Annotated in this window: 21 protein-coding genes; 1 reads left to right on the top strand and 20 read right to left on the bottom strand. The window is 67.0% G+C overall.

Going from position 1 to position 20,623, the window contains the following annotated elements; translation table 11 throughout:
• Positions 1-68: 68 nt before the first annotated feature.
• The 18 genes from AC6RV7_RS05625 to AC6RV7_RS05540 form a co-directional block, all read right to left on the bottom strand.
• A complete protein-coding gene (locus tag AC6RV7_RS05625; RefSeq protein WP_500092927.1) occupies positions 69-1,340 on the bottom strand; it encodes an L-rhamnose isomerase in 1,272 nt (423 codons plus the stop codon).
• 86 nt (positions 1,341-1,426) lie between these two features.
• The gene (locus tag AC6RV7_RS05620; protein ID WP_500092926.1) at positions 1,427-2,866 is read right to left on the bottom strand and encodes a rhamnulokinase; all 1,440 of its coding nucleotides are present in this window, start codon (positions 2,864-2,866) and stop codon (positions 1,427-1,429) included.
• 205 nt (positions 2,867-3,071) lie between these two features.
• The gene (locus AC6RV7_RS05615; RefSeq protein WP_500092925.1) at positions 3,072-4,001 is read right to left on the bottom strand and encodes a lactate/malate dehydrogenase family protein; all 930 of its coding nucleotides are present in this window, start codon (positions 3,999-4,001) and stop codon (positions 3,072-3,074) included.
• A gap of 108 nt (positions 4,002-4,109) precedes the next feature.
• Entirely contained in the window at positions 4,110-5,237 is a 1,128-nt protein-coding gene (locus tag AC6RV7_RS05610; protein WP_500092924.1) for a class II aldolase/adducin family protein, read from the bottom strand.
• 36 nt (positions 5,238-5,273) lie between these two features.
• Positions 5,274-5,570 (bottom strand): EutN/CcmL family microcompartment protein, encoded by a 297-nt coding sequence (locus AC6RV7_RS05605; protein ID WP_500092923.1) that lies wholly within the window; start codon positions 5,568-5,570, stop codon positions 5,274-5,276.
• Positions 5,571-5,685: 115 nt separating this feature from the next.
• Positions 5,686-5,961 carry a EutN/CcmL family microcompartment protein gene (locus AC6RV7_RS05600; protein WP_500092922.1) on the bottom strand — a complete coding sequence of 92 codons (276 nt, stop codon included), beginning with the start codon at positions 5,959-5,961 and terminating at the stop codon, positions 5,686-5,688.
• On the bottom strand, positions 5,958-6,374 hold the full coding sequence (locus AC6RV7_RS05595; RefSeq protein WP_500092921.1) for a DUF3788 family protein: 417 nt from the start codon (positions 6,372-6,374) through the stop codon (positions 5,958-5,960). Before AC6RV7_RS05595 ends, AC6RV7_RS05600 begins: the two co-directional genes overlap by 4 nt.
• A 17-nt stretch (positions 6,375-6,391) precedes the next feature.
• On the bottom strand, positions 6,392-7,849 hold the full coding sequence (locus tag AC6RV7_RS05590; RefSeq protein ID WP_500092920.1) for an aldehyde dehydrogenase: 1,458 nt from the start codon (positions 7,847-7,849) through the stop codon (positions 6,392-6,394).
• Positions 7,850-7,948: 99 nt separating this feature from the next.
• Positions 7,949-8,248 carry a EutN/CcmL family microcompartment protein gene (locus tag AC6RV7_RS05585; RefSeq protein ID WP_500092919.1) on the bottom strand — a complete coding sequence of 100 codons (300 nt, stop codon included), beginning with the start codon at positions 8,246-8,248 and terminating at the stop codon, positions 7,949-7,951.
• A 68-nt stretch (positions 8,249-8,316) separates the two neighbouring features.
• On the bottom strand, positions 8,317-8,610 hold the full coding sequence (locus AC6RV7_RS05580) for a BMC domain-containing protein (RefSeq protein WP_500092918.1): 294 nt from the start codon (positions 8,608-8,610) through the stop codon (positions 8,317-8,319).
• 79 nt (positions 8,611-8,689) lie between these two features.
• Positions 8,690-9,883 carry an acetate/propionate family kinase gene (locus AC6RV7_RS05575; RefSeq protein ID WP_500092917.1) on the bottom strand — a complete coding sequence of 398 codons (1,194 nt, stop codon included), beginning with the start codon at positions 9,881-9,883 and terminating at the stop codon, positions 8,690-8,692.
• A gap of 80 nt (positions 9,884-9,963) precedes the next feature.
• On the bottom strand, positions 9,964-10,242 hold the full coding sequence (locus AC6RV7_RS05570) for a BMC domain-containing protein (protein ID WP_500092916.1): 279 nt from the start codon (positions 10,240-10,242) through the stop codon (positions 9,964-9,966).
• Positions 10,243-10,285: 43 nt separating this feature from the next.
• Entirely contained in the window at positions 10,286-10,558 is a 273-nt protein-coding gene (locus AC6RV7_RS05565) for a BMC domain-containing protein (protein WP_500092915.1), read from the bottom strand.
• 94 nt (positions 10,559-10,652) lie between these two features.
• The gene (locus AC6RV7_RS05560) at positions 10,653-11,330 is read right to left on the bottom strand and encodes a PduL/EutD family phosphate acyltransferase (protein WP_500092914.1); all 678 of its coding nucleotides are present in this window, start codon (positions 11,328-11,330) and stop codon (positions 10,653-10,655) included.
• A gap of 138 nt (positions 11,331-11,468) precedes the next feature.
• Entirely contained in the window at positions 11,469-12,251 is a 783-nt protein-coding gene (locus tag AC6RV7_RS05555; RefSeq protein ID WP_500092913.1) for a DeoR/GlpR family DNA-binding transcription regulator, read from the bottom strand.
• A 193-nt stretch (positions 12,252-12,444) separates the two neighbouring features.
• Positions 12,445-13,728, bottom strand: a complete 1,284-nt coding sequence (locus AC6RV7_RS05550; RefSeq protein ID WP_500092912.1) for a class II aldolase/adducin family protein — start codon at positions 13,726-13,728, stop codon at positions 12,445-12,447.
• A 177-nt stretch (positions 13,729-13,905) separates the two neighbouring features.
• A complete protein-coding gene (locus AC6RV7_RS05545) occupies positions 13,906-16,098 on the bottom strand; it encodes a bifunctional rhamnulose-1-phosphate aldolase/short-chain dehydrogenase (protein WP_500092911.1) in 2,193 nt (730 codons plus the stop codon).
• A gap of 128 nt (positions 16,099-16,226) precedes the next feature.
• Positions 16,227-17,399 carry an MFS transporter gene (locus AC6RV7_RS05540; RefSeq protein ID WP_500092910.1) on the bottom strand — a complete coding sequence of 391 codons (1,173 nt, stop codon included), beginning with the start codon at positions 17,397-17,399 and terminating at the stop codon, positions 16,227-16,229.
• A 168-nt stretch (positions 17,400-17,567) separates the two neighbouring features.
• On the opposite strand from AC6RV7_RS05540, the gene AC6RV7_RS05535 reads away from it, so the two are divergent.
• Positions 17,568-18,083: a GNAT family N-acetyltransferase gene (locus AC6RV7_RS05535; RefSeq protein WP_500092909.1), complete on the top strand. Its 516-nt coding sequence runs from the start codon at positions 17,568-17,570 to the stop codon at positions 18,081-18,083.
• Positions 18,084-18,343: 260 nt separating this feature from the next.
• Here AC6RV7_RS05535 and AC6RV7_RS05530 read toward each other — a convergent pair whose 3' ends face one another.
• Together AC6RV7_RS05530 and AC6RV7_RS05525 are read right to left on the bottom strand one after the other, a co-directional pair.
• Complete coding sequence (locus AC6RV7_RS05530; RefSeq protein WP_500092908.1) at positions 18,344-19,837, bottom strand: alpha-L-fucosidase; 1,494 nt, start codon at positions 19,835-19,837, stop codon at positions 18,344-18,346.
• A gap of 4 nt (positions 19,838-19,841) precedes the next feature.
• Positions 19,842-20,579 carry a DUF434 domain-containing protein gene (locus AC6RV7_RS05525; protein WP_500092907.1) on the bottom strand — a complete coding sequence of 246 codons (738 nt, stop codon included), beginning with the start codon at positions 20,577-20,579 and terminating at the stop codon, positions 19,842-19,844.
• Positions 20,580-20,623: the final 44 nt, after the last annotated feature.

Genomic DNA, 20,623 nt, shown 5'->3' with positions numbered 1-20,623 from the left:
TACACTGCGAAACGAAAAAAGGCGGGCCGGAAGGGCCCGCCTCTTTTGTGGGAAACGGAAGAGGTCGCTCAGCGCTGGGCGAGGACGGTGGTTTCGTAGCGGGCGACGTCGGCGAGCCAGTCGGCACCGGCGGGCACGCCGTCGCGCGCGCAAAGTTCGTCCCACACCGCGCCCCACGGCAGCGCCTTCGCGTGCTCCATCAGCGCGAGGCGCTCGTGGCCGCGGCCGGCGGTTTCCGCCTGGCGGAGCGTCTTCGACGGATCGAGCAGGCCGAGCAGGATCGCCTGGCGCGTCGCCCGCGCGCCGACCACGTAGGCGGCGATGCGGTTGATCGACGCATCGAAGAAATCGAGCGCGACGAACACGCGATCCCAGGCATTGCCGCGGGCGATCTCGAGGAAGAGGTTGCGCACGGCGTCGTCGAGGATGACCACGTGATCGCTGTCCCAGCGGATCGGGCGCGAGGTGTGCAGGAGGATGCGCTCGTGGAACTGCATCAGCGCCGAAACCTTGTCGGCCACGGACTCGGTCGGATGGTAGTGACCGAGATCGAGGCAGAGCACGAGATCGCGGGCCTGCGCGTAAGAGGAATAAAACTCCTGCGAACCGACGACATACTCCTCGCTGCCGAGGCCGAAGAGCTTGCCTTCGACGGCGTCGACGCAGAGTTTCCGGTCGACGGATTTGTCGGCGAAGATCGCGTCGTAGGATTCGACGAGCCGGCGGCGCGGCGACCAGCGGTCGGCAGGCGCGTCCTTGGCGCCGTCCGGTATCCAGTGATTATGGACGCAGGGCGTGCCGAGTTTCTTCGCGAAATGCTGCGCGATGCGGCGGCAGGCCTTGGCGTGATTGATCCAGAACTGGCGGATGGATTTGTCGGCGTGGGAGAGCGTGAAGCCCGACGCGGCCTTCGGGTGCGCGAAATAGGTCGGATTGAAATCGAGCCCGATGCGGCGTGACTTCGCCCAGTCGACCCAGCGGGAAAAGTGCGCGGGCTCGAGCGCGTCGCGGTCGACGTGGGCGTCGCCGGTCTCGGCGTAAAACGCGTGCAGGTTGAGCCGCTGTTTGCCGGGGAGAAGTTTCAGCGCGAGGTCCAGATCGGCGCGCATCTCGTCGCCGTTGCGGGCGCGACCGGGATAACCGCCGGTCGCCATGATGCCGCCGGAGTCGACGCCGGGCAGCGGCGTTTCGAGGCCGCGAACGTCGTCGGCCTGCCAGCAATGCAGCGAGATCGGGATGGAGCGCGCGCGCTTGATCGCGGCCTCGGTGTCGACACCGAACTCGGCGTAAGCGGCCTGGGCGAGCTTGTAGGCGGAAGAGATTTTTTTGGCGGAAGGCATGGGATTGGAAGCTATGTGCTAAGAGTCTAGAGCCGAGAGCAGGAGAGAAGAACGGAGGGAGAAATCGAAGGTTTCGCTCTGGGCCCTCAGCTCTGGGCTCTGGGCTTATAAACGGTCTGTTGAATGTTTTTCGCGAGCAGCGCGCGGAAGGTCGCGAGGTCTTTCACGGCGCGGAGCGCGATGAGCTGGCTGGCGAGGTTGCCGACCGCGGTGCCTTCGAGCGCGAAGGACACGACTGGCACGCCGGCGGCGTCGGCGGTGGCCTGGCAAAGGAGACGATTCTTCGAGCCGCCACCGACCATGAGGATGCGCGCGAAGCGGCGATTCGCCAGGCGTTCGAAGGCGCGCATCGCGTCCGCGTGGCCGCGGCCGAGCGAGTCGCAGATGAGGCGCATGTAGCCGGCGAGATGCTTGGGCGGCGCGGACTTTTTCTTTTTCAGCTGCGCGTCGATGGCGGCGCGCATCGATTTCGGATTGCTGAAAACGGGATCGGTGACGTCGAGGAGCGTTTTCGGCGCGGGGAGTTTTTCGGCGGCCTTGATGAGCGCGGCCCACTCGGCGTCGGTCTTCGGCCGGGCGGCGAATTCCTTCAACGTGCCCTCGAGGAGCCAGAGACCGATGACGTTGGTGAGCGGACGATACCGTCCATCGCCGGTGCGCTCGTTCGAGATGCGCGCGGCGAGCGCTTCGGCACCGAGCACGGGTTGATCGCTTTCGAAACCGACGAGCGACCACGTGCCGGAGCTCAGATACAGGTCGGTGCCGGCGGGATCGGCGGGCATCGCGTCGTAGGCCGCGGCGGTGTCGTGACCGGGCACGGCGATGACTTGCGTGCCTTTCAGTTCGGGCAACGAGGAGACCTTGCCGAGCTTCGTGCCGGCGAGGACGGGTTTGCTGAACCACTGCGGCGGCAGGCGGAAGTAATCGAGGGCGGGACGCGACCAGTTCGTCGAGTGGACGTCGATCAGCTGCGTGGTGCTCGCGATGGTGAACTCGTTCTCCATCCGGCCCGAAAGCAGGTAGTTGAAATAGTCCGGGAGGAAAAGGCAGCGCGTCGCGAGGTCCTCGATCGCGGGGCAGTTCGCCACGGTTTCGGCGAGTTGGAGGCTGGAGTTGTAGAAGACGTTCGGGATGCCGGTCGCCTCGTAAATACGCGCGAGCGCGGCGCGGGTGTTGGCGAGCTTTTGCAGGCCGGGCTGCGTGCGGGCATCGCGATATGCGTGGGCGGGAAAGACGAGCCGGCCGTCGTCGTTGACGAGCACGTAGTCAACGCCCCAGGTGTCGACGCCGACGGACGCGATGGACTTGAAGCGCGCGGCGGCTTGGCGGAGGCCGGTTTGGATTTCCGCCCAGAGGCCTGGGAGATTCCAGTAATCGTGCGACCCGAGCGACTGGAACGTATTCGGAAAACGGTGAACCTCGGTGAGCGTGAGCTTGTTCTTGGCCCAGGTGCCGACGATCACGCGACCGCTGGTCGCGCCGAGATCCACGGCGGCGCAATGAAGGGAGGAGGTGGAGCGGGGCATCGCAAAAATGAAAATCTCATGTGAGCGATATCGCTCATATAAGTCCAGCGCGATGACACCTCCCGCCACGCGCGGTTTCCTGCGGAGAAAAACAAAGTGTCATCTATTATATGACACTCTGCTGTTTCACGGGCGCGGGCTGGCTCGCAGGCTGGCGGGTGGGGCGGACGCGTGGCTCGCGGGCTTCGCGGTTAGGGGCGCGAGGCTAGCGCGGATTTACTTTGGTCCAGATCTCGCGGAGGGCGCGGGCGCTGGCTTGGAGCGACTGCTGTTCCTTCGGCCAGAGCGGCACCTCCACTTGCGCGAGAACGCCTTGGCGACCGACGATGCAGGGGACGCTAAGCGCGACGTCGTGCAGGCCGTATTTACCCTGCTGCAGCGAGGAAACGGGTAGCAACTGACGCCGGTCGAGCGCGACGGCGTGCAGGACCTCAGCAATCGTGACGGCGACGGCCCAACCCGCGCCGCCCTTGCGGCGGATGACTTCGGCGCCGCTGGTTTTCGTGCGCTCGAACACCTGCTGCTGAAAACTCGCGGTTGCGCCGGGCATCTTCTCGATCGGCAGGCCTCCCACGGTCGCGCTGGACCAGATCGGCACCATCGTGTCGCCGTGTTCGCCAAGGATCAGCGCCTTCACTTGCGTAGGCGCGAGCTGCAGCGAGTCGGCGATCAGCGAACGGAAACGCGCGGTGTCGAGCATCGTGCCGAGACCGAACACCTGCTGCCATGGCAGGCCGAGGCGGACGACGGCGAGCTGCGTGAGAATGTCGACCGGATTGGAGACGACGAAGATGAGCGCGTCCTTGCGAAACCCGGCGGCTTTCACCGACGCAAGAATCTGGTCGAAGAGCGCGATGTTGCGGTTGATGAGATCGAGCCGCGATTCGTCGGGTTTGCGCCGCAGGCCGGCGGTGATGAGGAAGACATCGCTGTCGGCGGCGCGGGTGTAATCGCCGGCGTAGATGCGCTGGTCGGCGATGGAAGACGCGCCGTGGACGAGATCGAGCGCCTCGCCGGCGGCGAGCTCGGCGTTGGCGTCGAGCAGTTGAATTTCGGATACGATGCCGGCGCACTGGAGCGCGAAAGCGGCGTTGGATCCGACGCGGCCGCCGCCGCCGATGATGGTGACTTTCATGGGATGGGAAGTAGCGAGTAGTGAGTAGCGGGTAGCGAGTAGCTGGATGGGCGGTAGTGACTGGGTGGCCGTGATGCTCGCTACTCGCTACTCGCTACTCGATGCTCGCTACTTCGTTGCGGTGAGCTGCTTCAGGATTTCGTTGGTGATCTGGCGGACGAGCGGTTCGAGCTCGGGATTCGATGCTGGCTCGGCGGGCGCGGGGGTGGCGGGCGAGGCGCAGACGGCGCCGGGGCGAAACTCGCTGTTGTCGTCGCAGAGCTCGCATTCCTTCAGATTCGCGCGCGGGTCGGGCATGCCGAGTTTCTGGCGGAGGTTGATCAGGTCGCGGAGCTTGTCGGGCCCGAAGCGGTGGAGGCCGCTGCCGAGGCCGGCGGCGATCGCGACGGTGCGGCAATACGCGTCGATGTTTTCCATCTTCCAGTAGGCGTCCTCGACGTCCTTGCCCCAGCAGATGACGCCGTGGTTCTGCATCAGCACGGCTTGGTGATCGACGCCCACGCGGCCGACCTCGTCGGCGTTGGCGGCGGTGCCGGGGGTCTCGTATTTGGCGAGGCCGATTTTCCCGAGGAAGACTTCGGCTTCGGGGATGAGGCGCGACGGGATGGTGGCGTTGGAGATGGCGAACGCGGTGGCGTGCGGCGGGTGGGCGTGCACGCAGGCCTTGGCGGCCGGCTGGCGTTTCATGATGCCGAAATGCGTCTTGGCCTCGCTGGTGCGGACGCGCGTGCCGGCGAGCTGGTTGCCGTCGAGATCGACGAGGCACATGTCCTCGGGCGTCATGAAGCCCTTGCAGATGAGCGTGGGCGTGCAGAGCGCGAGATTGTCGCCGACGCGGATGGTGATGTTGCCGCCGTTGCCGTCGGTATAGTCTTTCAACCAGAGCCGGCGTCCCATGTCACACATGCGGCGTTTCAGCTCCTCGATCGCGGGCGAGCGGAAGAAACGCTCGATCTCGGCGGGCGTTTTCGGATCGGTGCCGGGCGTCCAGCGGAACTCGTAATCGGGAATCGACGGGACCGCGGCGACCGCGGGATTTGAGATTTCAGATTTGAGATTTGAGATGGCGGCCGCAGGCGCGGGGCTTGCCACGACGAGGGCGGCGGAGCCGGGCTTCGCGCGTTTCTGGTCTTCGAGGAAGTCGCGCGCGGACGGCGTAAGCAGCGCGTCGGCGGGCACCGGTTGACCGGAGCGGACCAGGGTTTCGACTTCGCGGGCGGTGAGGACTTGAGGCATGTCGGTAAAGTGAAGGGTTGGCAGACTGGAACGGGTTCAGCGCGGCGGCGTGTAAGCGAGCTGGTCGACGATGCACGCGCAGTAGGCGTCGACGGGCGCGTCGCCGGGAAACGGCTGGGCGGCTTCGGCGCCTTCGGTGAAACCGATCGCGCTGCCGAGGCCGGCGCCGAGTTCGTCGTAAACGATCACGCTCGAGCCCTTCGGCAGCGGTGGCACTTTCGCGCCGGCGAACTGCGCGCGCGTCCACGGCTGCACGATCAGCAGCCGGCCGCCGGTGTAAACCGGCTCCTTCTGCGTGAGGGTGACGCGACCGATGACGGTGCCGAGGCGCATGGGAGTGAAAGTGAAAGGGAAAGTGAAAGGGACGGTGAAAGTGAGGGTGGTGGTGGAAGTGGAGGTGGAGGTTTCAAGTGGAGCTAGGCGGACACTTTCACTTTCCCTTTCACTTTCACTCCCGCGCCGAAGGCGCGGGATCGACGACGCCGATGATGAGGTTGCGGAGCGGGGATTTCGGATCTTTGACGAACTCGCGGGTGGCGGAGCCGTCGGTGGACAGGATCACGCGCTGGTGGAGTCCGGCGCCGAGCGGATCGACGGCGAGCACCGGTGCACCTTCATCGCGGCCGTCACCATCGAGCGGCTGGCAGACGACGGTGCGCGTGCCGGCCATGCTGGGATGGCAGGCGCTCGCCACGAGGGTGCCGTCGATGCGCGCGAGGATCATGCGGTTTGGGGCGCGAGCTTCAGCTCGACGAGCTGAAGGAGCGTGCCGACGTCGGATGATGTCGGATGAAAACGGATACCGCGGCCTTCGACGTAGGGACGCGCGTCGGCGACGAGCTGCTTGAGCCGGGAGGGCAGCGGGCTTTTCGCCGCGGCGGCGGCGGCTTTCTCGCCGAGCACGACGGCGACTTCGAACGAATGCGGCGTGGGCAGAAGATACAGCAGCGTGCGGCGGTGATGTTTCAGCCGGCAGAACGCCCCGAAATCCGTCTTCGCCGCCTTCCACTCCACCTCGAGCGGCGCATAAGCCTGCGAAAAGGTGGCGACGATCTCGTCCCAAAGCGTCGCCGCCGATTTCAGCGCGGCGCCGAGTTGCTGCGGAGTGGGCGCGGGTTTCGGGGATTTCGTTTTCACGGTGAAAAGCGGGCGGCTCAGTAGATCTTGAGGTTGTCGACCATCACGCAGCGGCGCGTGCGCGTGAACGTGCGCGGCGTGGTGATGCCCTCGCCGGTGGTGGTCGCGATCGAGTAGGAGAGGTAACCCTCGCCGCCGAGCCCGAGGCCGGCGACGCAGGCGCCGTTCTTGATGAAGATCGTCGTGTCGAGCGCGCGCGCCATGAGCGTCATGTGATCGACATTGAGCGAGTGGATGATGGCGGAGTGCTTGTAGCCGTGTTCGGCGCGGAGCGCGGCTTGCACGCCTTCCTCGACGGATTTCACGCGCACGATCGGAAGCATCGGCATCATCTGCTCCTCGACGACGAACGCGTGTGACGCGTCGGTCTCGGCGAACAGCAGCGGCGTGTCGGCGGAGACCTCCGTGCCGGCGTGGCGGGCGAGCACGGCGGCGTCGACGCCGACGAGTGCGCGGTTGAGCACGGGGTGCGAGCAGCCCCCGGCGTCGGCCTTGGTGGTGAAGGCGGCGGCGGTGAGCTTGTCGAGTTGCGCGCCGTTGAGCTGGCGCGCGCCGCGGCGGGCGAGCGCGGCGAGAAAGGCGTCGGCGACGGCGTCGAGGACGAAGACCTCCTTTTCGCCGATGCAGAGGAGATTGTTGTCGTAGGCGGCGCCGTGGATGATGTCGCGCGCGGCGGCGTCGAGGTCGCGGGTGCCGTCGACGAGCACCGGCGGGTTGCCGGGGCCGGCACAGATGGCGCGCTTGCCGGATTTCATCGCGGCGGCGACGACGGCCGGGCCGCCGGTGACGCAGAGCACACGGACTTCCGGCGCCTGGCAGAGGGCGTTGAAGGAATCGAGCGAGGGCTGCTCGACGGTGCAGACGAGATTCTCGATGCCGGTGGCGGCCTGGATGGCTTCGTTGAAGGCGCGGACGGCGAGCGCGGCGGAGCGGGCGCCGCCGGGGTGCGGGTTGAAAACGACGGCGTTGCCGGCGGCGACGATGTTGATGACGTTGCCTGCGAGCGTGGGGATCGAGTGCGTCATCGGGAGGATGGCCGCGACGACGCCGTAGGGCGTGTATTCCTCGAGGGTGATGCCGTGGTCGCCGCTGCGGGCGTCGGGGTGGAGCCACTCGACGCCGGGCACGAGTTTCACGATCTGGAGCTTCTCGATCTTGTGGTCGAGCCGGCCGATCTTGGTTTCGGCGAACTCGAACTGGCCCCATTCGACGGCTTTGTCGGAGCAGAGCGTCTTGACGATCTCGACGACCTTCGCGCGGGCGGCGACGCCTTTGTCGCAGAGTTGTCGATACGCGGCCTGGGCGGCGGCGACGGCGGACGGGGCGTCGGGAAACACGCCGAGGCGCGGGCCGGTGGCGCGCACCACGGCCGGGGCGCTGCCGGAGGCGAGGGTGACGCCCGGGCGCGTGAAGTTGCGGAGAACTTCTTCGACGACGGAACGGACGACAGATTCGTCGAGGGTGAGGGAGGACATCGGAAGAGGAGCGAGTAGTGGTAGCGGGGAGCGAGTAGATCGGGGACGCGGCGTGATTGGGAATGTCGCGACTCGTTGCTCGATGCTCGCTACGACGGTTTACACCAGGCGCTTGCCGAGGACTTCGACGGTGTCGACGTGGCCGACGACGGCGGCGTCGATCGGAAGCGTTTTCATGCCGGTGGTCTGGCGCGCGGAACTGCCCTGACAGAAGAGCACGAGGTCGCCGGTGCCGGCCCCGAGGGCGTCGACCGCCACGATGGTGTTCGCGCCTGGACGCAGTTTCGCCGGATCGGACTCGTCGACCAACATCGGGCGGAGGAGTAGTAGTTTCCGGCCGCGCATGGTTTCGTCCTTCTTGGTCGAAACCACGGAGCCGATGACACGGGCGAGGAACATGGATTTGAGGCGAGAGGCTTGAGGCTCGAGGCGAGAGGACGCGCTAAAGCCCCGGGAGGCGGCGCGGATTATTTTTTCGCGGCGGCGAGTTTGGGGAGGACGGCAGCGACATCGTCGTGCGGGCGGGCGATGACCTGTACGCTGACGACTTCGCCGTATTGGCGGGCGGCGGCGGCACCGGATTCGGTGGCGGCTTTGACCGCGGCGACGTCGCCGGCGATGACGGCGGTGACGAGCGCGTTGCCGACTTGTTTCATCGGGCCGACGAGCGTGACGTTGGCGGATTTGAGCATCGCGTCGGTGCCGGCGACGAGCGCCGTGAGACCGCGGGTTTCGAGGAGACCGAGGGCGGGTTGAGCCATGTTGGTTGGGAGTTGAGGGTTGAGAGAGAGGGGCGGACGAAAGGCGGGCGGAGGGAGCGCGAAAAGCTTACGCTTTCCGCTACCGAAGAGAGGCGGTGCGGGCGGAGAGGAGGCGTGCGGCTTCGCGGGCGACGACGAGTTCCTCGTTGGCGGGAATCACGAGCACGCGCGTGCTCGAGTCGGGTGCGGCGAGATCGGTTTCCGGGGCGGCGTCGGCGTTGATCTCGGGATCGAGCCAGAGGCCGAGCCCGCCGAGTCCGGCGCAGGCGGCTTCGCGGATCCAGGCGTTGTTCTCGCCGATGCCGGCGGTGAAGACGAGGGCGTCGCACCCGCCGAGCTCGAACCAGAACGCGCCGATCCAGTGGCGCAGCGAGTGGACGAAGGTGTCGATCGCGAGCTGCGCACGGGCATCGCCGCGATCGGCGGCGGCCTTGATATCGCGGAGGTCGGAGCCGACGCCGGAAAGCCCGAGCAGGCCGGACTCTTTCGTGAGCTGGCGCTCGGCTTCGGCGAGGGAGAGATTCAGGCGACGCATCGCGCACGGCAGCGCGGCGGAATCGAGGTCGCCGACGCGATTGTTCTGGGGCAGGCCGGATTGCGGGCTGAGACCCATGCTGCTCGCGACGGCGACGCCATCGACGATCGCGGTGACGGAACTCGAGCCGCCGAGATGGCAGGAGATGACGCGGAGCGGATCGCCGGGAACGACGCGGGGACCGTGGAGGTAGAGCCCGCGCACAATGTCGGCGACGTCGTTGCGGCCGAGCAGTTCGGCGGAGCGCTCCGCGACGTATTTGTGACTCGCGCCGTGGAAGCCGTAGCGGCGGATGCCGGCGCGGTGCCATGTATCCGGAATGGCATAACGCCGCGCGTAGTCCGGCACCCATTGATAAAACGCGGTCTCGAACAGCGCGACGCGCGGGACGTCCGGCAGGCGTTCGCGGAACAGCCGCAGGCCTTCGGCGTAGGGCGGGTTGTGCGCCGGCGCGAGGTCGGCCGTGTCGCGGAGCGCCTGCTCGACGGCTTCGTCGGCGAGCACGCAACCCGTGAGATCTCCGGCGAAGACGGTTTTGAAACCGACGCCGTCGAGGTCTGCCGCGCGGCGCACGTGGCCGCCCTCGGCGAGCTCGGTGAGCGCGCGATCGATCGCCGCACCGTGATCCGTCACCCGTTCGCTGCCGCCGCGCGCGAGCAGCTCCGCCTGCGCCCCTTCGATCGAGAAGAGGCGGTATTTGAAGGAGGTGGAGCCGAGGTTCGCGACGAGGAGTTTCACGGCAGAGATACGGCGGTGGTGCGAGGGCGAGGCGGGTGGCGGGGTCCAGTCAGGACGGTGGTGACAACCGGCCTACTTGGTCAGGCGAGCCATTTGCCGAGATTGGCGAGGTCGTCGTGTGGACGCGGAATGACCTGGAGGGCGATGACCTCGCCGACGCGCTTGGCGGCTTCGGCGCCGGCATCGACGGCGGCTTTCAGCGAAGCGACATCGCCGCGGAAAAAAGCCGCGACGTGGCCGGAGCCGACGGCCTCGTAGCCGGTCATCGTGACGTTGGCCGCCTTGAGGGCGGCGTCGGAGGCCTCGACGAGTGCGCAGAGGCCTTTGGTTTCAATCATGCCGAGAGCTTCTTGAGCCATGGGGCGAAAAGTTGAGAGTTGAGGGATGAGGGTTGGGAGCCGGTCAGCTGAGATTGAACTGCTTCAGCAGTTCGGCGTGCGGCCGCGCGATGACGTGGGCGCAGACGAGTTCGCCGACGCGTTTGGCGGCTTCGGAGCCGGCTTCGACGGCGGCCTTCACGCTGCCGACGTCGCCGCGGACGATTACGGTCACGAGACCGCCGCCGATCTGGACCTGACGGGCGAGCGTGACGCCCGCCGCTTTGACCATGGCATCGCTGGCTTCGACGGAGCCGACGTAGCCTTTGGTTTCTACCATGCCGAGTGATTCGCTCATGAGGAGTGGGGTTTGGCTGAGTTGCTAGTTACGAGTTGAGAGTCGAGTGCTGAGAGTTGAGAGGAGGGCGCGGGAGCGCGGCGGAGGTCGGACGTTAGCGGAGGAGCTCGCAGATCGTGTCGGGGCCGAGCTGGCAGGCGTTGGCCTCGTCGGTGTCGATGTGCACCTCGAGTTTGAAGTCGGGCGACACGCGCACGAGGAGTCGGTCGAACGTGATCGCGCACGTGCCGCTCACGCGGAGGCGGATGAACTCACCCGGTTTCACGCCGTAGAACGCGGCGTCATCGGGATGCATGTGCACGTGCGGCGCGGCGCGGATCACCCCTTCGGGCAACTCGAGAAAACCCGCCGGGCCCATCAGCATGCAACCGGGCGTGCCCTTGATCTGGCCGGACTGACGGACGGGGATGTCGAAGCCGAGCGAGATGGCGTCGGTGAACGCGAGCTCGACCTGGTTAAGATCGCGGCACGGCCCGAGGATGCGGAGATTCGAGATGACGCGACTGCGCGGGCCGATGAGCGTCACGGCTTCCTCGGCGGCGAACTGGCCTTCCTGATACAGCCACTTCTTCGGCGTCAGCTGGTGACCGCGGCCGAAAAGCGTTTCGACGGCCTGCGGCGTGAGATGACAGTGACGCGCACTGGCGTTGACCACGAGCGGGCGCGGCGCGCGGACCGACCGCGGGAGCGGTTGTCCGAGCCGTTGATAAAGCAGCCGGCGCACGACGTGCTCGATCTCTGCACGGTGAGGGGTGGCGGGTGCGGGCGACATCGCCCGGCGAGCATGCCAAAATCGGGCGCAACCGACTCGGCGGATTTTGTCGGAAACTGCGCATTATATGATCGGGAGTGATCATATAAATAGCCTAGAGCCCAGAGCTGAGAGCCCAGAGCTGAGAGCCCAGAGCGGCTAGCGGGCGGGGAGGTAGTGCGTGAGCGGGAGGGGAATCGCGGCTTGGGCGAGCGCGGCGGGCGGGGCGTCGGTGATCAGCGTGATGGGCTGGTCCCAGCCGACGACGCGGTGCGGCGTGGCGCGTCCGAGCTTGGTCGCGTCGAGGCAGAAATAGGCTTTGGCGGCGTGGCGCACGACGGCCTGCTGAAAGGCGGCGATTTTCGCGTGCGAGTTCGTGATACCCTTTGCGTCCATGCCCTCGCCGCCCAGGAACGCGGCGTCGAACTTCCACGCTCCGAGGGCGCGAATCGATTCCGTCCCGAGCAGGACAGCCTGCCGGTGCAGAAACATCCCGCCGAGCACATGGAGTTCGAGGCCCATCGTGCCGCCGAGCACGCTGGCGATCGGCAGGCTGTTGGTGACGACGATCAGTTCGGAGAAGCTGCGCCGGGTGAGGAGCAGGCGGGCCAGCGCCTGAACAGTGGTGCCGGCGTCGAGGAAGATCACGCCCTTGCGCGGCAGCTGCGTGAGCGCGACGGCGGCGATGCGAGACTTGGCCGTGCGGGCGCGGTGCGCGCGCTCACCGAGCGAGGCGAAGGTGGTGTTGTAGTCCGCCAGGGCCCCGCCGCGCGTGCGCGTGATGTGGCCGTGCGCGGCGATGGACGCGAGATCGCGGCGCGCGGTCGCTTCGGAAACGTCAAGCCGACGGCAGATCTCGGCGATCGGCAGGAAGCCGTCGGTGCGGATGAGCTGGCGGAGTTTCTCGCGACGCTGCTCGACGATGTGCAGGGGCACGCGCATGCGGCCGCGACGATGCGCGGCCGATATGGCGGGATTCAATCATGAAATGGCGGCGGGCCGCCGGACGAAAAAGCAGTGTGTGGCCGAGGCGGACCCAAAGTAGGACGGGTCTTTGACCCGCCTTTTTCGCGCTCCCCTGTAATCGAAGGCGGGTCAAAGACCCGCCCTACGATGGTGCGCGGGCTGACTCCTGCTACGGAATGTTGAACGCGGCGCGGAGTTCGTCGATCGACGCGGCGGGCATCGGCACGATCGGGCCGAGCGGGCGCGCGAGCAGCAACGCCTCGGCGGTCGCTTCGAGAACTTCGAGCCGGTCGAAGGCTTCGAGCAGCGTGCGGCCGACGACGACGGCGCCTTCGTTTTCGATCAGCACCACGGGGCAGTGCGTCGGCGAGAGCTGCGTCGCGATCTGCGCGGCGTCCTCGACGATGCGCAGGAACGGCAGCTTGGGCGCGTTATTGAGCACGACATAGCTCTCCGGGATCGTGTGCGTGCTCAGCGGCGCGTCGGTCATGCAGAACGCCGAGGCGTGCGCGGGCTGGGCGTTGATGATCGCGCCGATGCCGGGATGGCGCGCGTAGATCTCGGCGTGCAACCGCGCGGCGCGGCTCGGCTGCTGGCCGGAGGAGCAGGAGTCCCAGCGGACGCGCACGATGCCGGGGGGGCGGACTTCGAGCCGGTCGCGGCGGCGCGGGGTTATCAAAAAATCCTCGCCGGACAAACGCGCGGAAAATGCGCCCGCGGTGCTGATGAGCAGGCGTTGCTGATAGGCGCGGTGGAGGAAACGGCAGATCTGGCCGCGCAGGTCTTTTTCGTCGTTGCTCGGGAGCTGCAGCGGCAGGTCGCGGTAGACCGGCATCGTGTCGACGGCGAGGGCGTCGGTCGGCAGCACCTTGATCGGGCCGAGCGTGGCGGCGCGGATGAGCGTCTGGGCGGCGAACTCCAGCGTCTCGAAACGCTGGAACGCCTCGCGCAAATCGCGTCCGCCGATCACGACGCCGTGGTTCTCCAGCAGCACGCAGTCGGCGCCGGCGGCGAAGGTCTCGGCGATTTTGTCGCCGAGCGCCTGCGTGCCCGGGCACGCGTAAGGCGCGAGGGCGACGCGGCCGCAAACGGCGTGGACGTGCGACTGGACGCGCGTATCGGGAATTTTGCGACAGATGGAAAAGGCGACGAGCGCGCCGGGGTGCGCGTGGACGATCGCGCGCAGGTCGGGGCGGCGGCGGTAGATCTCGCGGTGAAACGGAAACTCGGACGACGGCGGGTGCGCGCCCTCGCGGCGGTCGTCGGGGCGGACGCGGACGATGTCGCCGGGCGTGAGCGCGCCCTTGTCGACGCGCGAAGGCGTGATCCAGATGCTGCCGTCGGGATCGAGGATCGACAGGTTGCCGCCCGAGGTGGTCGTCATCCGGTAGCGGTAGATCCGTTGCATGGTGGCGACGAGTTCGTCGCGGGGATGTAGCCAGCTTGCGTCCATGCGGATGAACTTACGGGTGAGCGTCGCGAATGCACGCGAATGCGCTCGCGGACAGTGACAATCCGGCGAAATCCGGGGTCACGTTTCGCGAATTCTGAAACAAAAAAGCCGCGACGGTCGGTCGCGGCTGAGAGGGCGGCGGGGGGCGCCGCCCGGGTCGAATTTTGTCGAAGGCGTTTACCGGAGAAACGCCTCGTGGAGACCGCCGTCGACCGTGATGATCTGGCCCGTGGTCTTGCTGAGACGCTGGCTGACGAGGAGGAAATACGCCTCGGCCTGATCGGCGGGCGTGATCGGCGCCTTCGTCAACGTGCGGTCCGCGTAGAACTGCGCGAGCTTCTTCACGAGCGACTCGGTCGCCTCGTCGTCGGTGTAGGGGATGTTGTATTTCGCGAGCGAGCCGATGACGCGGTCGCGCGGGAACATCGCCGAACCCTGCACGACGGTCGCGGGGGCGACGCCGTTGACGCGCACGAGCGGGGAGAGCTCGATCGCGAGCTCGCGCACGAGGTGATTGGCGGCGGCCTTCGAGGTGTCGTAGGCGAGCGAGCCCTTCTTCGCGACGGCGGCGTTGGCGGACGTGGTGAGGACGAGATTGCCGCGCAGGCCCTGTTCGCGCCACGTCTTCGCGGCTTCGTCGCCGACGAGATAGCTGCCGGTGACGTTGATGGCGAACGTGGTCGCCCATTTTTCGTCGGGGATGTGGCCGGTGGTGTCGCTCGGCACGAAGATGCCGGCGGTGACGCAGATGGAGTCGAAGCCGCCGTAGGCGAGCGCGACGTTGTCGAGCATCGCGCGGATCGAACTGCGGTCGGTGATGTTGGCGGCGAGGCCGAGGGCGGGGCCGCAGTTGGACAAACCTGTTCCGGCGACGCCGATGCCGACGCCGTATTTGTCGGTGATTTCCTTGGCGGTCGCCTGCGCAGCGCCCTCGATCAGATCAACGCACACGATGTGGGCGCCTTCCTTGACGAGGCGGTGGGCGGTTTCCTTACCGATGCCGGAGCCGGCGCCGATCACGACGACGACCTGGCGGGCGAGTTCCTTCTCGGCGGGCATGCGCTTGAGCTTCGCCTCCTCGAGCAGCCAATACTCGATGTCGAACGCCTCCTGCTGCGGCAGCGAGATGTATTCGTCGATCGCCTCGGCGCCGCGCATGACCTCGACGGCGCAGTTGTAGAACTCGGCGGTGACGCGCGACTCGGACTTGTCCTTGCCCCACGCGATCATGCCGAGGCCGGGGATGAGCACGACGGTCGGATTGGGATCGCGCATCGCGGGCGAGTTGGCGTGTTTGCACGCCGTGTAATAGGCCGCGTAGTCCTTGCGGTATTGCTCGAGGCCGGCGGTGAGCTTGGCCCTCAGCGCGGCGACGTCTTCCGACTGCGGATTCCAGTCGACGTAGAGCGGCTTGATCTTCGTGCGCAGGAAGTGGTCGGGGCAGGAGGTGCCGAGTTCCGCGAGCCGCGCGGCGTCCTTCGAGTTCACGAAGCGCAGGATCTTCGCGTCGTCCTGCACGGTGCCGATGAAGCGCTTCTGTTTCGAAACCTGGCCGCGGAGCCACGGCAGGATGGCGGCGAACGTGGCGCGGCGCTTCGCCTCGTCGAGCGTCTGGTATTTTTGTCCGCCGAACGCGGCGGCGTCGCCACCCTTGGCCGCGTATTTGTTTTCAATATACGCCGCGGCCTTCTCGATGAAATTGAGCGTGTCGGTGTAGCACTGCTTGTCGTCGTCGGCCCACGAGATGAAGCCGTGCTGGCCCATCATGATGGCGCGGATCTTGGGGTTTTCGCGCGCGATCTTCTGCATGGCGAGGCCGAGCTCGAAACCCGGGCGCATCCACGGAACGTAGGCCATCGCGCCGCCGAAGATTTCCTGCGTGAGCTTCTCGCAATGCTTCGAGGCGGCGATGGCGATGATCGCGTTCGGGTGCATGTGGTCGACATGCTTGCCCGGCAGGAAGGAGTGCAGCGGCGTGTCGATGGAGGACGCCCGCGGATTGAGATTGAAGGTCGCGTGCGTATACATGCCGACCATGTCGTCCTCGGCGGCGGACTTCAGGCCCTTGTCGGCGCGCGCGGCGTAAAGCTTTTGGAGGTCGAGCAGCTTCTGCTGGTAGAGCGACGAGAAATTCTCGCGCGTGCTCGTGCGGAGATCGCCGCCGGAGCCCTTGACCCAGAGGACCTCGACCGGCTGGCCGGTGAGCGGGTCCTTCTCGGAGATCTTCGACGACGTGTTGCCGCCGCCGGTGTTGGTGATGCGCTGGTCGCTGCCGAGGAGGTTGGAACGGTAAACGAGACGCGCGACCGGATCGAGCGACGCGGCCTTGGCGTCATCCCACAGGTAATTGACGAATTGGTAGGAGGGCATGGTGGAAAAGGAAACGGAGCGCCGACGGACGCCGGCGCGGGGGGAGGGACAGCTTCGCCCGGATATGATTGGGATCAATCATAAAACGGCGTTGGGTCCGGGGCCGACGGGAGATCCCCGTGGGGGTTTCAGGTGATCCGGTCGAGGCGGCGGATGGTGGCAAACAGCAGGACGGCACCCGCGGCAATGAGGCCGCAGATCGCCTCGAGCGAAAACGCCGCCAGCGAGCCGGCGGCGGCCGGGAGGAAGGCGCCGCCGATATAGGCGGCGCCGGACTGGCGGCCGATGACGGTCTGCACGGATTCGGGAGCGAAACGTCGCGGCACCTCGTGCATCAAACCCGGATAGACCGGCGCAAAGCCGAGGCCGGTGATCACCAGGGCGACCGCCGCGACCGGCGTCGACGGCGCGAAGGCGAAGAGCAGTGCGCCGACGATCGCCGTGAGAGCGCCGCCGGTCACGAGCCGGCGGTTGCCCCAGCGGTCCACCACGAAGCCGCTGCTGATGCGCCCTACCGTGATCGCGCCGTAATAGGCGGCGCCGCAGAGGCCAGCGATCGGGGCGGCGACGCCGCGGGACTCGACGAGGATCGAACTTGCCCACAATCCGGTGGTGCCCTCGATGGCCACGTAGATGGCGAGGATGGCGGCGGACAACCAGCCGGCGGGCGAGTTGGCGACGGTGGTGGGCGCGGGGCCGGTCTGATGCTCGACAGATGCGGCGATCTTCCGCTCGGGGACCGCGTTCCAGAGCCGGAGCGTGAGCAAAAAAAGACCGGCGAGCGAAAGCTGAACGCTGCCGAGCAACATGTAGCCGCCGCGCCAGCCGCCCGAGGAATCGAGCGCGCGCGCCATGATCAGAGGTCCGCAGGTGGCGCCGATACCCCAGCAGGCATGCAACCAGTTCATGTGCCGGCCGCTGTAGTGGCGTGCCACGTAGCCGTTGAGCCCCGCGTCAACGGCGCCGGCGCCGAAGCCGAGCGGCAGCGCCGCGACCACGAGCCAGAAGAGATTGGTGGCCAGGCCGAGGCCGAGGAGGGCAGAGCCGGTAAGCACGCAACTGACGAGGACGACCGGGCCGGTCCTGAAGCGCGCGATGATGCGGCCGCTGTTGAAGCCCGAGATCGCAGCCAGCAGCGTCACGAGCAGCAGCAGCACGCCCGCGAGCCCGATGGGCAGTTGCAGCGACTGGTGCATCCGCGGCCACGCGACGCCCAACGTGCCGTCCGGTAAGCCCAAACTGATATAGCCCAAATAAATGATGGGCAGCAGAAAGGCGGCGGCACGGGCGGACGGAGACATGACGGCAACGTGTTGGGCACGACCTCTCGCGCAACGCGAGCGATTTTCGAACATTGGAGAGCGCGCGGGGAGTTCGTCGATGGGTTGCAACGTCCGGATTCAATCGGCTGGCGCAACCCGGCCCGGCATGCGAGGGTCGCGGGCGTGGCGAGGCTGGACGAACGAACGATGGCGATCAGGCGGTGCGTGCCGGGCGACGAGGGCGCGTTGTCGCTTGTAGGCCAGGCGTCGTTTCTCGAGGCGTTTGCCGGCGTGCTCGACGGCGGCGACGTCGTGGCGCATTGCACGAAGCAACATTCGGTGGAAAACTATCGCGCGTGGCTGAGCGATCCGCGCACGAGCATCTGGATTGCCGAGGTGGCTCGCTGTCCGGTGGGTTATCTGGTGCTGACGACGCCCGACCTGCCGCTGCCGGACGTCGGGCCGTCGGATCTCGAAGTGAAACGCGTCTACCTGCTGCACCGGTTTCAACGTGAAGGCGTCGGCGCGCGGCTGATGGAAAAAGCGCGGACGCACGCGCAGGATCTCGGGATGAAGCGCCTGCTGCTGGGCGTATATGCGGAGAACAAGCGCGCGATCGCGTTTTACGAACGGCTCGGCTACGTGGTGGTGGGCGCGCGCGATTTTCGGGTCGGAGAACACACGTATCACGACCTCGTGCTGAGCCTCCCGCTCCGCGGCTGAACGCGGCCGCGCCCGGTCGTCACGCGGACGTGGAATCGAACGCGTTCAGACTGACACCGGTCCCGCTCCTCTGCGGCGCGAGCCCCGGCAGAGTGTCATACATTATATGACACTCTGCTGGGAGCGCGGCGCGTGACCGCGGGGCGGCTTTAGGCGGGATGGGCCGGGGGGGCGCGCGAAAGCAGCGGGGCGGAGGCGGCGTGGCGCGGTGCGGGAATGAGCGGCTGGCGCAGGCGGTGTCTGGGCGAGTTGCGGGCGAGCTAGCGGGACTCGGGTCGAACGGACGCGCCGGGGATCTTGAAGCTGTAGGCGTGGTCGCAGGGCGTCTCGCCGGGGGCGAGCGCGGGGACCGTGATCGTGAGCGTGGTGCCGTCGACCCGCGCGGCGAGCGGTTCGTCGAGGCCAAGCATCGTAACGACGGGATTCGGCGGACAATCGATACCGCGCAGCACGAGCTCGCGACCGGGCCAGCCGGCGGCGATCGCGTAGAGCGCGTCGGGTTTTTGAGTGAAGAAAACCTGTTTCACCGCGCGACCGTCCTTCGGTTGCTGGCCGACCTGGTCGAGCAGGTTGTAGTTCACCTTGTATTCGCCGTAGGCCTGCTCGGGACGCTGGCCGTCGGTCCATTGGCACGAGCGACCGGCGAAGCGCGTGCCGTAGATGGCTTCGCCGTTGATCTGCAGCCAGGCGCCGATGTCGAGGAGACGCTGCTCCATGAGCGGCGGGATGGTGCCGTCGGCGGCGGGGCCGATATCGAGGAGGAAATTGCCGCCGCGGCTGACGAGGTCGATCAGCACGAGGATGAGCTCGCGCGAGGATTTGTAATCGGTGGCGCGCTCGGCGCGGTTGAGACCGTAGGAAAACGCCATGCCGCGGCTTTCCTCCCACGCGTGCGAGTCGTCCTGGAGGCCGGCGGCGTATTCGGTGGTCCAATACCCGCCGTGGCGGTGGCGGGTCTCGCTGCCCCAACGGTCGTTGACGACGACCTCGGCACGGGCAGGGCTGTCGTTGAACAGCCACGCGAGCAGTTCCTCGCTGTGCCAGTCGCGGGACGGCAGATCCCATTCGCCGTCGCTGAAGATGATCGCCGGTTCGTAGCGCGTGACGACGTCCTTGAACTGCGGGATCATGTGTTCCGTGACGTAGCGGGCGCGGTCGGCGGTCCAGAGCGGGTTGAACCATTCGTAGAGCGAATAATAGAAACCGAACTTGAGTCCGCGGGCGCGCGAGGCGTCGGCGAGCTCGCGGAGGAGATCGCGGCGCGGTCCGATTTCGGCGGCGTTCCACGGCCGGCCCCAGGTGCGGGAGGCTTCGGCGCTGGGCCAGAGCGCGAAGCCGTCGTGGTGTTTCGAGGTGGGCACGACGTAGCGGACGCCCGCGCGCGCGAAGAGGTCGGCCCATTGCGCGGGGTCGAACAACTCGGCCGTGAAGCGCGGCGCGAAGTCGCGATAGTCGAAATCCTCGCCGTAGTTGCGCCGGTGAAACTCGCGGAACGGCGCACCCTCTGACTTTGAAGTTTGGATACGCTGCCAATACCATTCGGCGTATTGACCGACTTCCGCCCAGGCGGGAACGGAGTAGACACCCCAGTGGATGAACACGCCGAACTTGGCGTCGAGGAACCAGGCGGGCGTGGGCCGTTGGTCGAGCGAGGCCCAGTTCGCCTCGTAGCGCGGGGAGGCCGGAGCGGCGGCGGGGCTGGAGTTCGAGAGCAACACGAAGGCGAACGCGAGGAGCGGGCGAAGTCGGGGCATGGGCTTACGTTTTTTGGAGAGAAGAACCGTCGAGCACGAGGAGGGCGGGCGGGGGGTGGAGATCGCGGAGGATTTCGCGCGCAACATTGCACCACGCGCCGCAGTGGTCGAGGACAACGCTGTCGGTCGTGGCGATCGGGTCCGGCGTTTCGCGCAGAATTTTGTCGGGACTGAATTCGAGGCGAACGTCCCAGGGCCATTGATGTTCGGCGGCGAGGGTGGAGAGCAGCGTCTTGAGTCGTCCGCTGTTGCCCACGGGGCGGTCGAGCAACCAGTGACAGGCGGCGACGCCCCAGCGGGCGGTGGCGAGACCGACGAACCCGGCGGCGGCACGCGTTTCGGCGACCTCGCGGTAGGTGCCGTGCAGGCTGGCCATGTCGCGCACGCAATCGTCGCGTCCCTGGAGCAGCACGCCGCCGCCCAAGGCGGCTTCGAGCGTGATGAGCAAATTGTAGCCGTCGATCCACAGTTCGCGGCCGGCGAGTTCGGAAGGTTCGAGTTGGTGCGCGAGGCGCCGCGCGCGTTGGGCAGCGGAGCAGGCGCAGCGCGCGACGGCGAGCCGCTGCCTTTGCGTGAGTCCGTGACGGTCGCCGGTCAACGAGAGCGACGAGCGCAGCGCGTAGCCGCGATCGAGCAGCCAGCAAAGATCGGCGCTCGCCGCCTCCAGCGCGGGGCGGTGCGATGCGGAAAACTGCTCCGCGTCTTCGGGATGGGCCCCGCGGTGTTGGCGGGTGTCGGACATGCGATCAGTTTGACCGGAGCCGCGGGCTGCACAAATTCTCCGGC

The sequence above is a fragment of the Opitutus sp. sgz309028 genome (assembly GCF_059821195.1).
The sequence above is the reverse complement of the archived record's forward strand: the minus strand, read 5'-3'. Positions and strand labels throughout refer to the sequence as shown.

Bases quoted from the DNA above. Each gene is read 5' to 3' on its own strand.
- AC6RV7_RS05625 (WP_500092927.1), bottom strand. From the start codon at position 1,340: ATGCCTTCCGCCAAAAAAATCTCTTCCGCCTACAAGCTCGCCCAGGCC.
- AC6RV7_RS05620 (WP_500092926.1), bottom strand. From the start codon at position 2,866: ATGCCCCGCTCCACCTCCTCCCTTCATTGCGCCGCCGTGGATCTCGGC.
- AC6RV7_RS05615 (WP_500092925.1), bottom strand. From the start codon at position 4,001: ATGAAAGTCACCATCATCGGCGGCGGCGGCCGCGTCGGATCCAACGCC.
- AC6RV7_RS05610 (WP_500092924.1), bottom strand. From the start codon at position 5,237: ATGCCTCAAGTCCTCACCGCCCGCGAAGTCGAAACCCTGGTCCGCTCC.
- AC6RV7_RS05605 (WP_500092923.1), bottom strand. From the start codon at position 5,570: ATGCGCCTCGGCACCGTCATCGGTCGCGTCACCCTCACGCAGAAGGAG.
- AC6RV7_RS05600 (WP_500092922.1), bottom strand. From the start codon at position 5,961: ATGATCCTCGCGCGCATCGACGGCACCCTCGTGGCGAGCGCCTGCCAT.
- AC6RV7_RS05590 (WP_500092920.1), bottom strand. From the start codon at position 7,849: ATGTCCTCCCTCACCCTCGACGAATCTGTCGTCCGTTCCGTCGTCGAA.
- AC6RV7_RS05585 (WP_500092919.1), bottom strand. From the start codon at position 8,248: ATGTTCCTCGCCCGTGTCATCGGCTCCGTGGTTTCGACCAAGAAGGAC.
- AC6RV7_RS05580 (WP_500092918.1), bottom strand. From the start codon at position 8,610: ATGGCTCAACCCGCCCTCGGTCTCCTCGAAACCCGCGGTCTCACGGCG.
- AC6RV7_RS05570 (WP_500092916.1), bottom strand. From the start codon at position 10,242: ATGGCTCAAGAAGCTCTCGGCATGATTGAAACCAAAGGCCTCTGCGCA.
- AC6RV7_RS05565 (WP_500092915.1), bottom strand. From the start codon at position 10,558: ATGAGCGAATCACTCGGCATGGTAGAAACCAAAGGCTACGTCGGCTCC.
- AC6RV7_RS05560 (WP_500092914.1), bottom strand. From the start codon at position 11,330: ATGTCGCCCGCACCCGCCACCCCTCACCGTGCAGAGATCGAGCACGTC.
- AC6RV7_RS05555 (WP_500092913.1), bottom strand. From the start codon at position 12,251: ATGCGCGTGCCCCTGCACATCGTCGAGCAGCGTCGCGAGAAACTCCGC.
- AC6RV7_RS05550 (WP_500092912.1), bottom strand. From the start codon at position 13,728: ATGGACGCAAGCTGGCTACATCCCCGCGACGAACTCGTCGCCACCATG.
- AC6RV7_RS05545 (WP_500092911.1), bottom strand. From the start codon at position 16,098: ATGCCCTCCTACCAATTCGTCAATTACCTGTGGGATGACGCCAAGGCC.
- AC6RV7_RS05540 (WP_500092910.1), bottom strand. From the start codon at position 17,399: ATGTCTCCGTCCGCCCGTGCCGCCGCCTTTCTGCTGCCCATCATTTAT.
- AC6RV7_RS05535 (WP_500092909.1), top strand. From the start codon at position 17,568: ATGGCGATCAGGCGGTGCGTGCCGGGCGACGAGGGCGCGTTGTCGCTT.
- AC6RV7_RS05530 (WP_500092908.1), bottom strand. From the start codon at position 19,837: ATGCCCCGACTTCGCCCGCTCCTCGCGTTCGCCTTCGTGTTGCTCTCG.
- AC6RV7_RS05525 (WP_500092907.1), bottom strand. From the start codon at position 20,579: ATGTCCGACACCCGCCAACACCGCGGGGCCCATCCCGAAGACGCGGAG.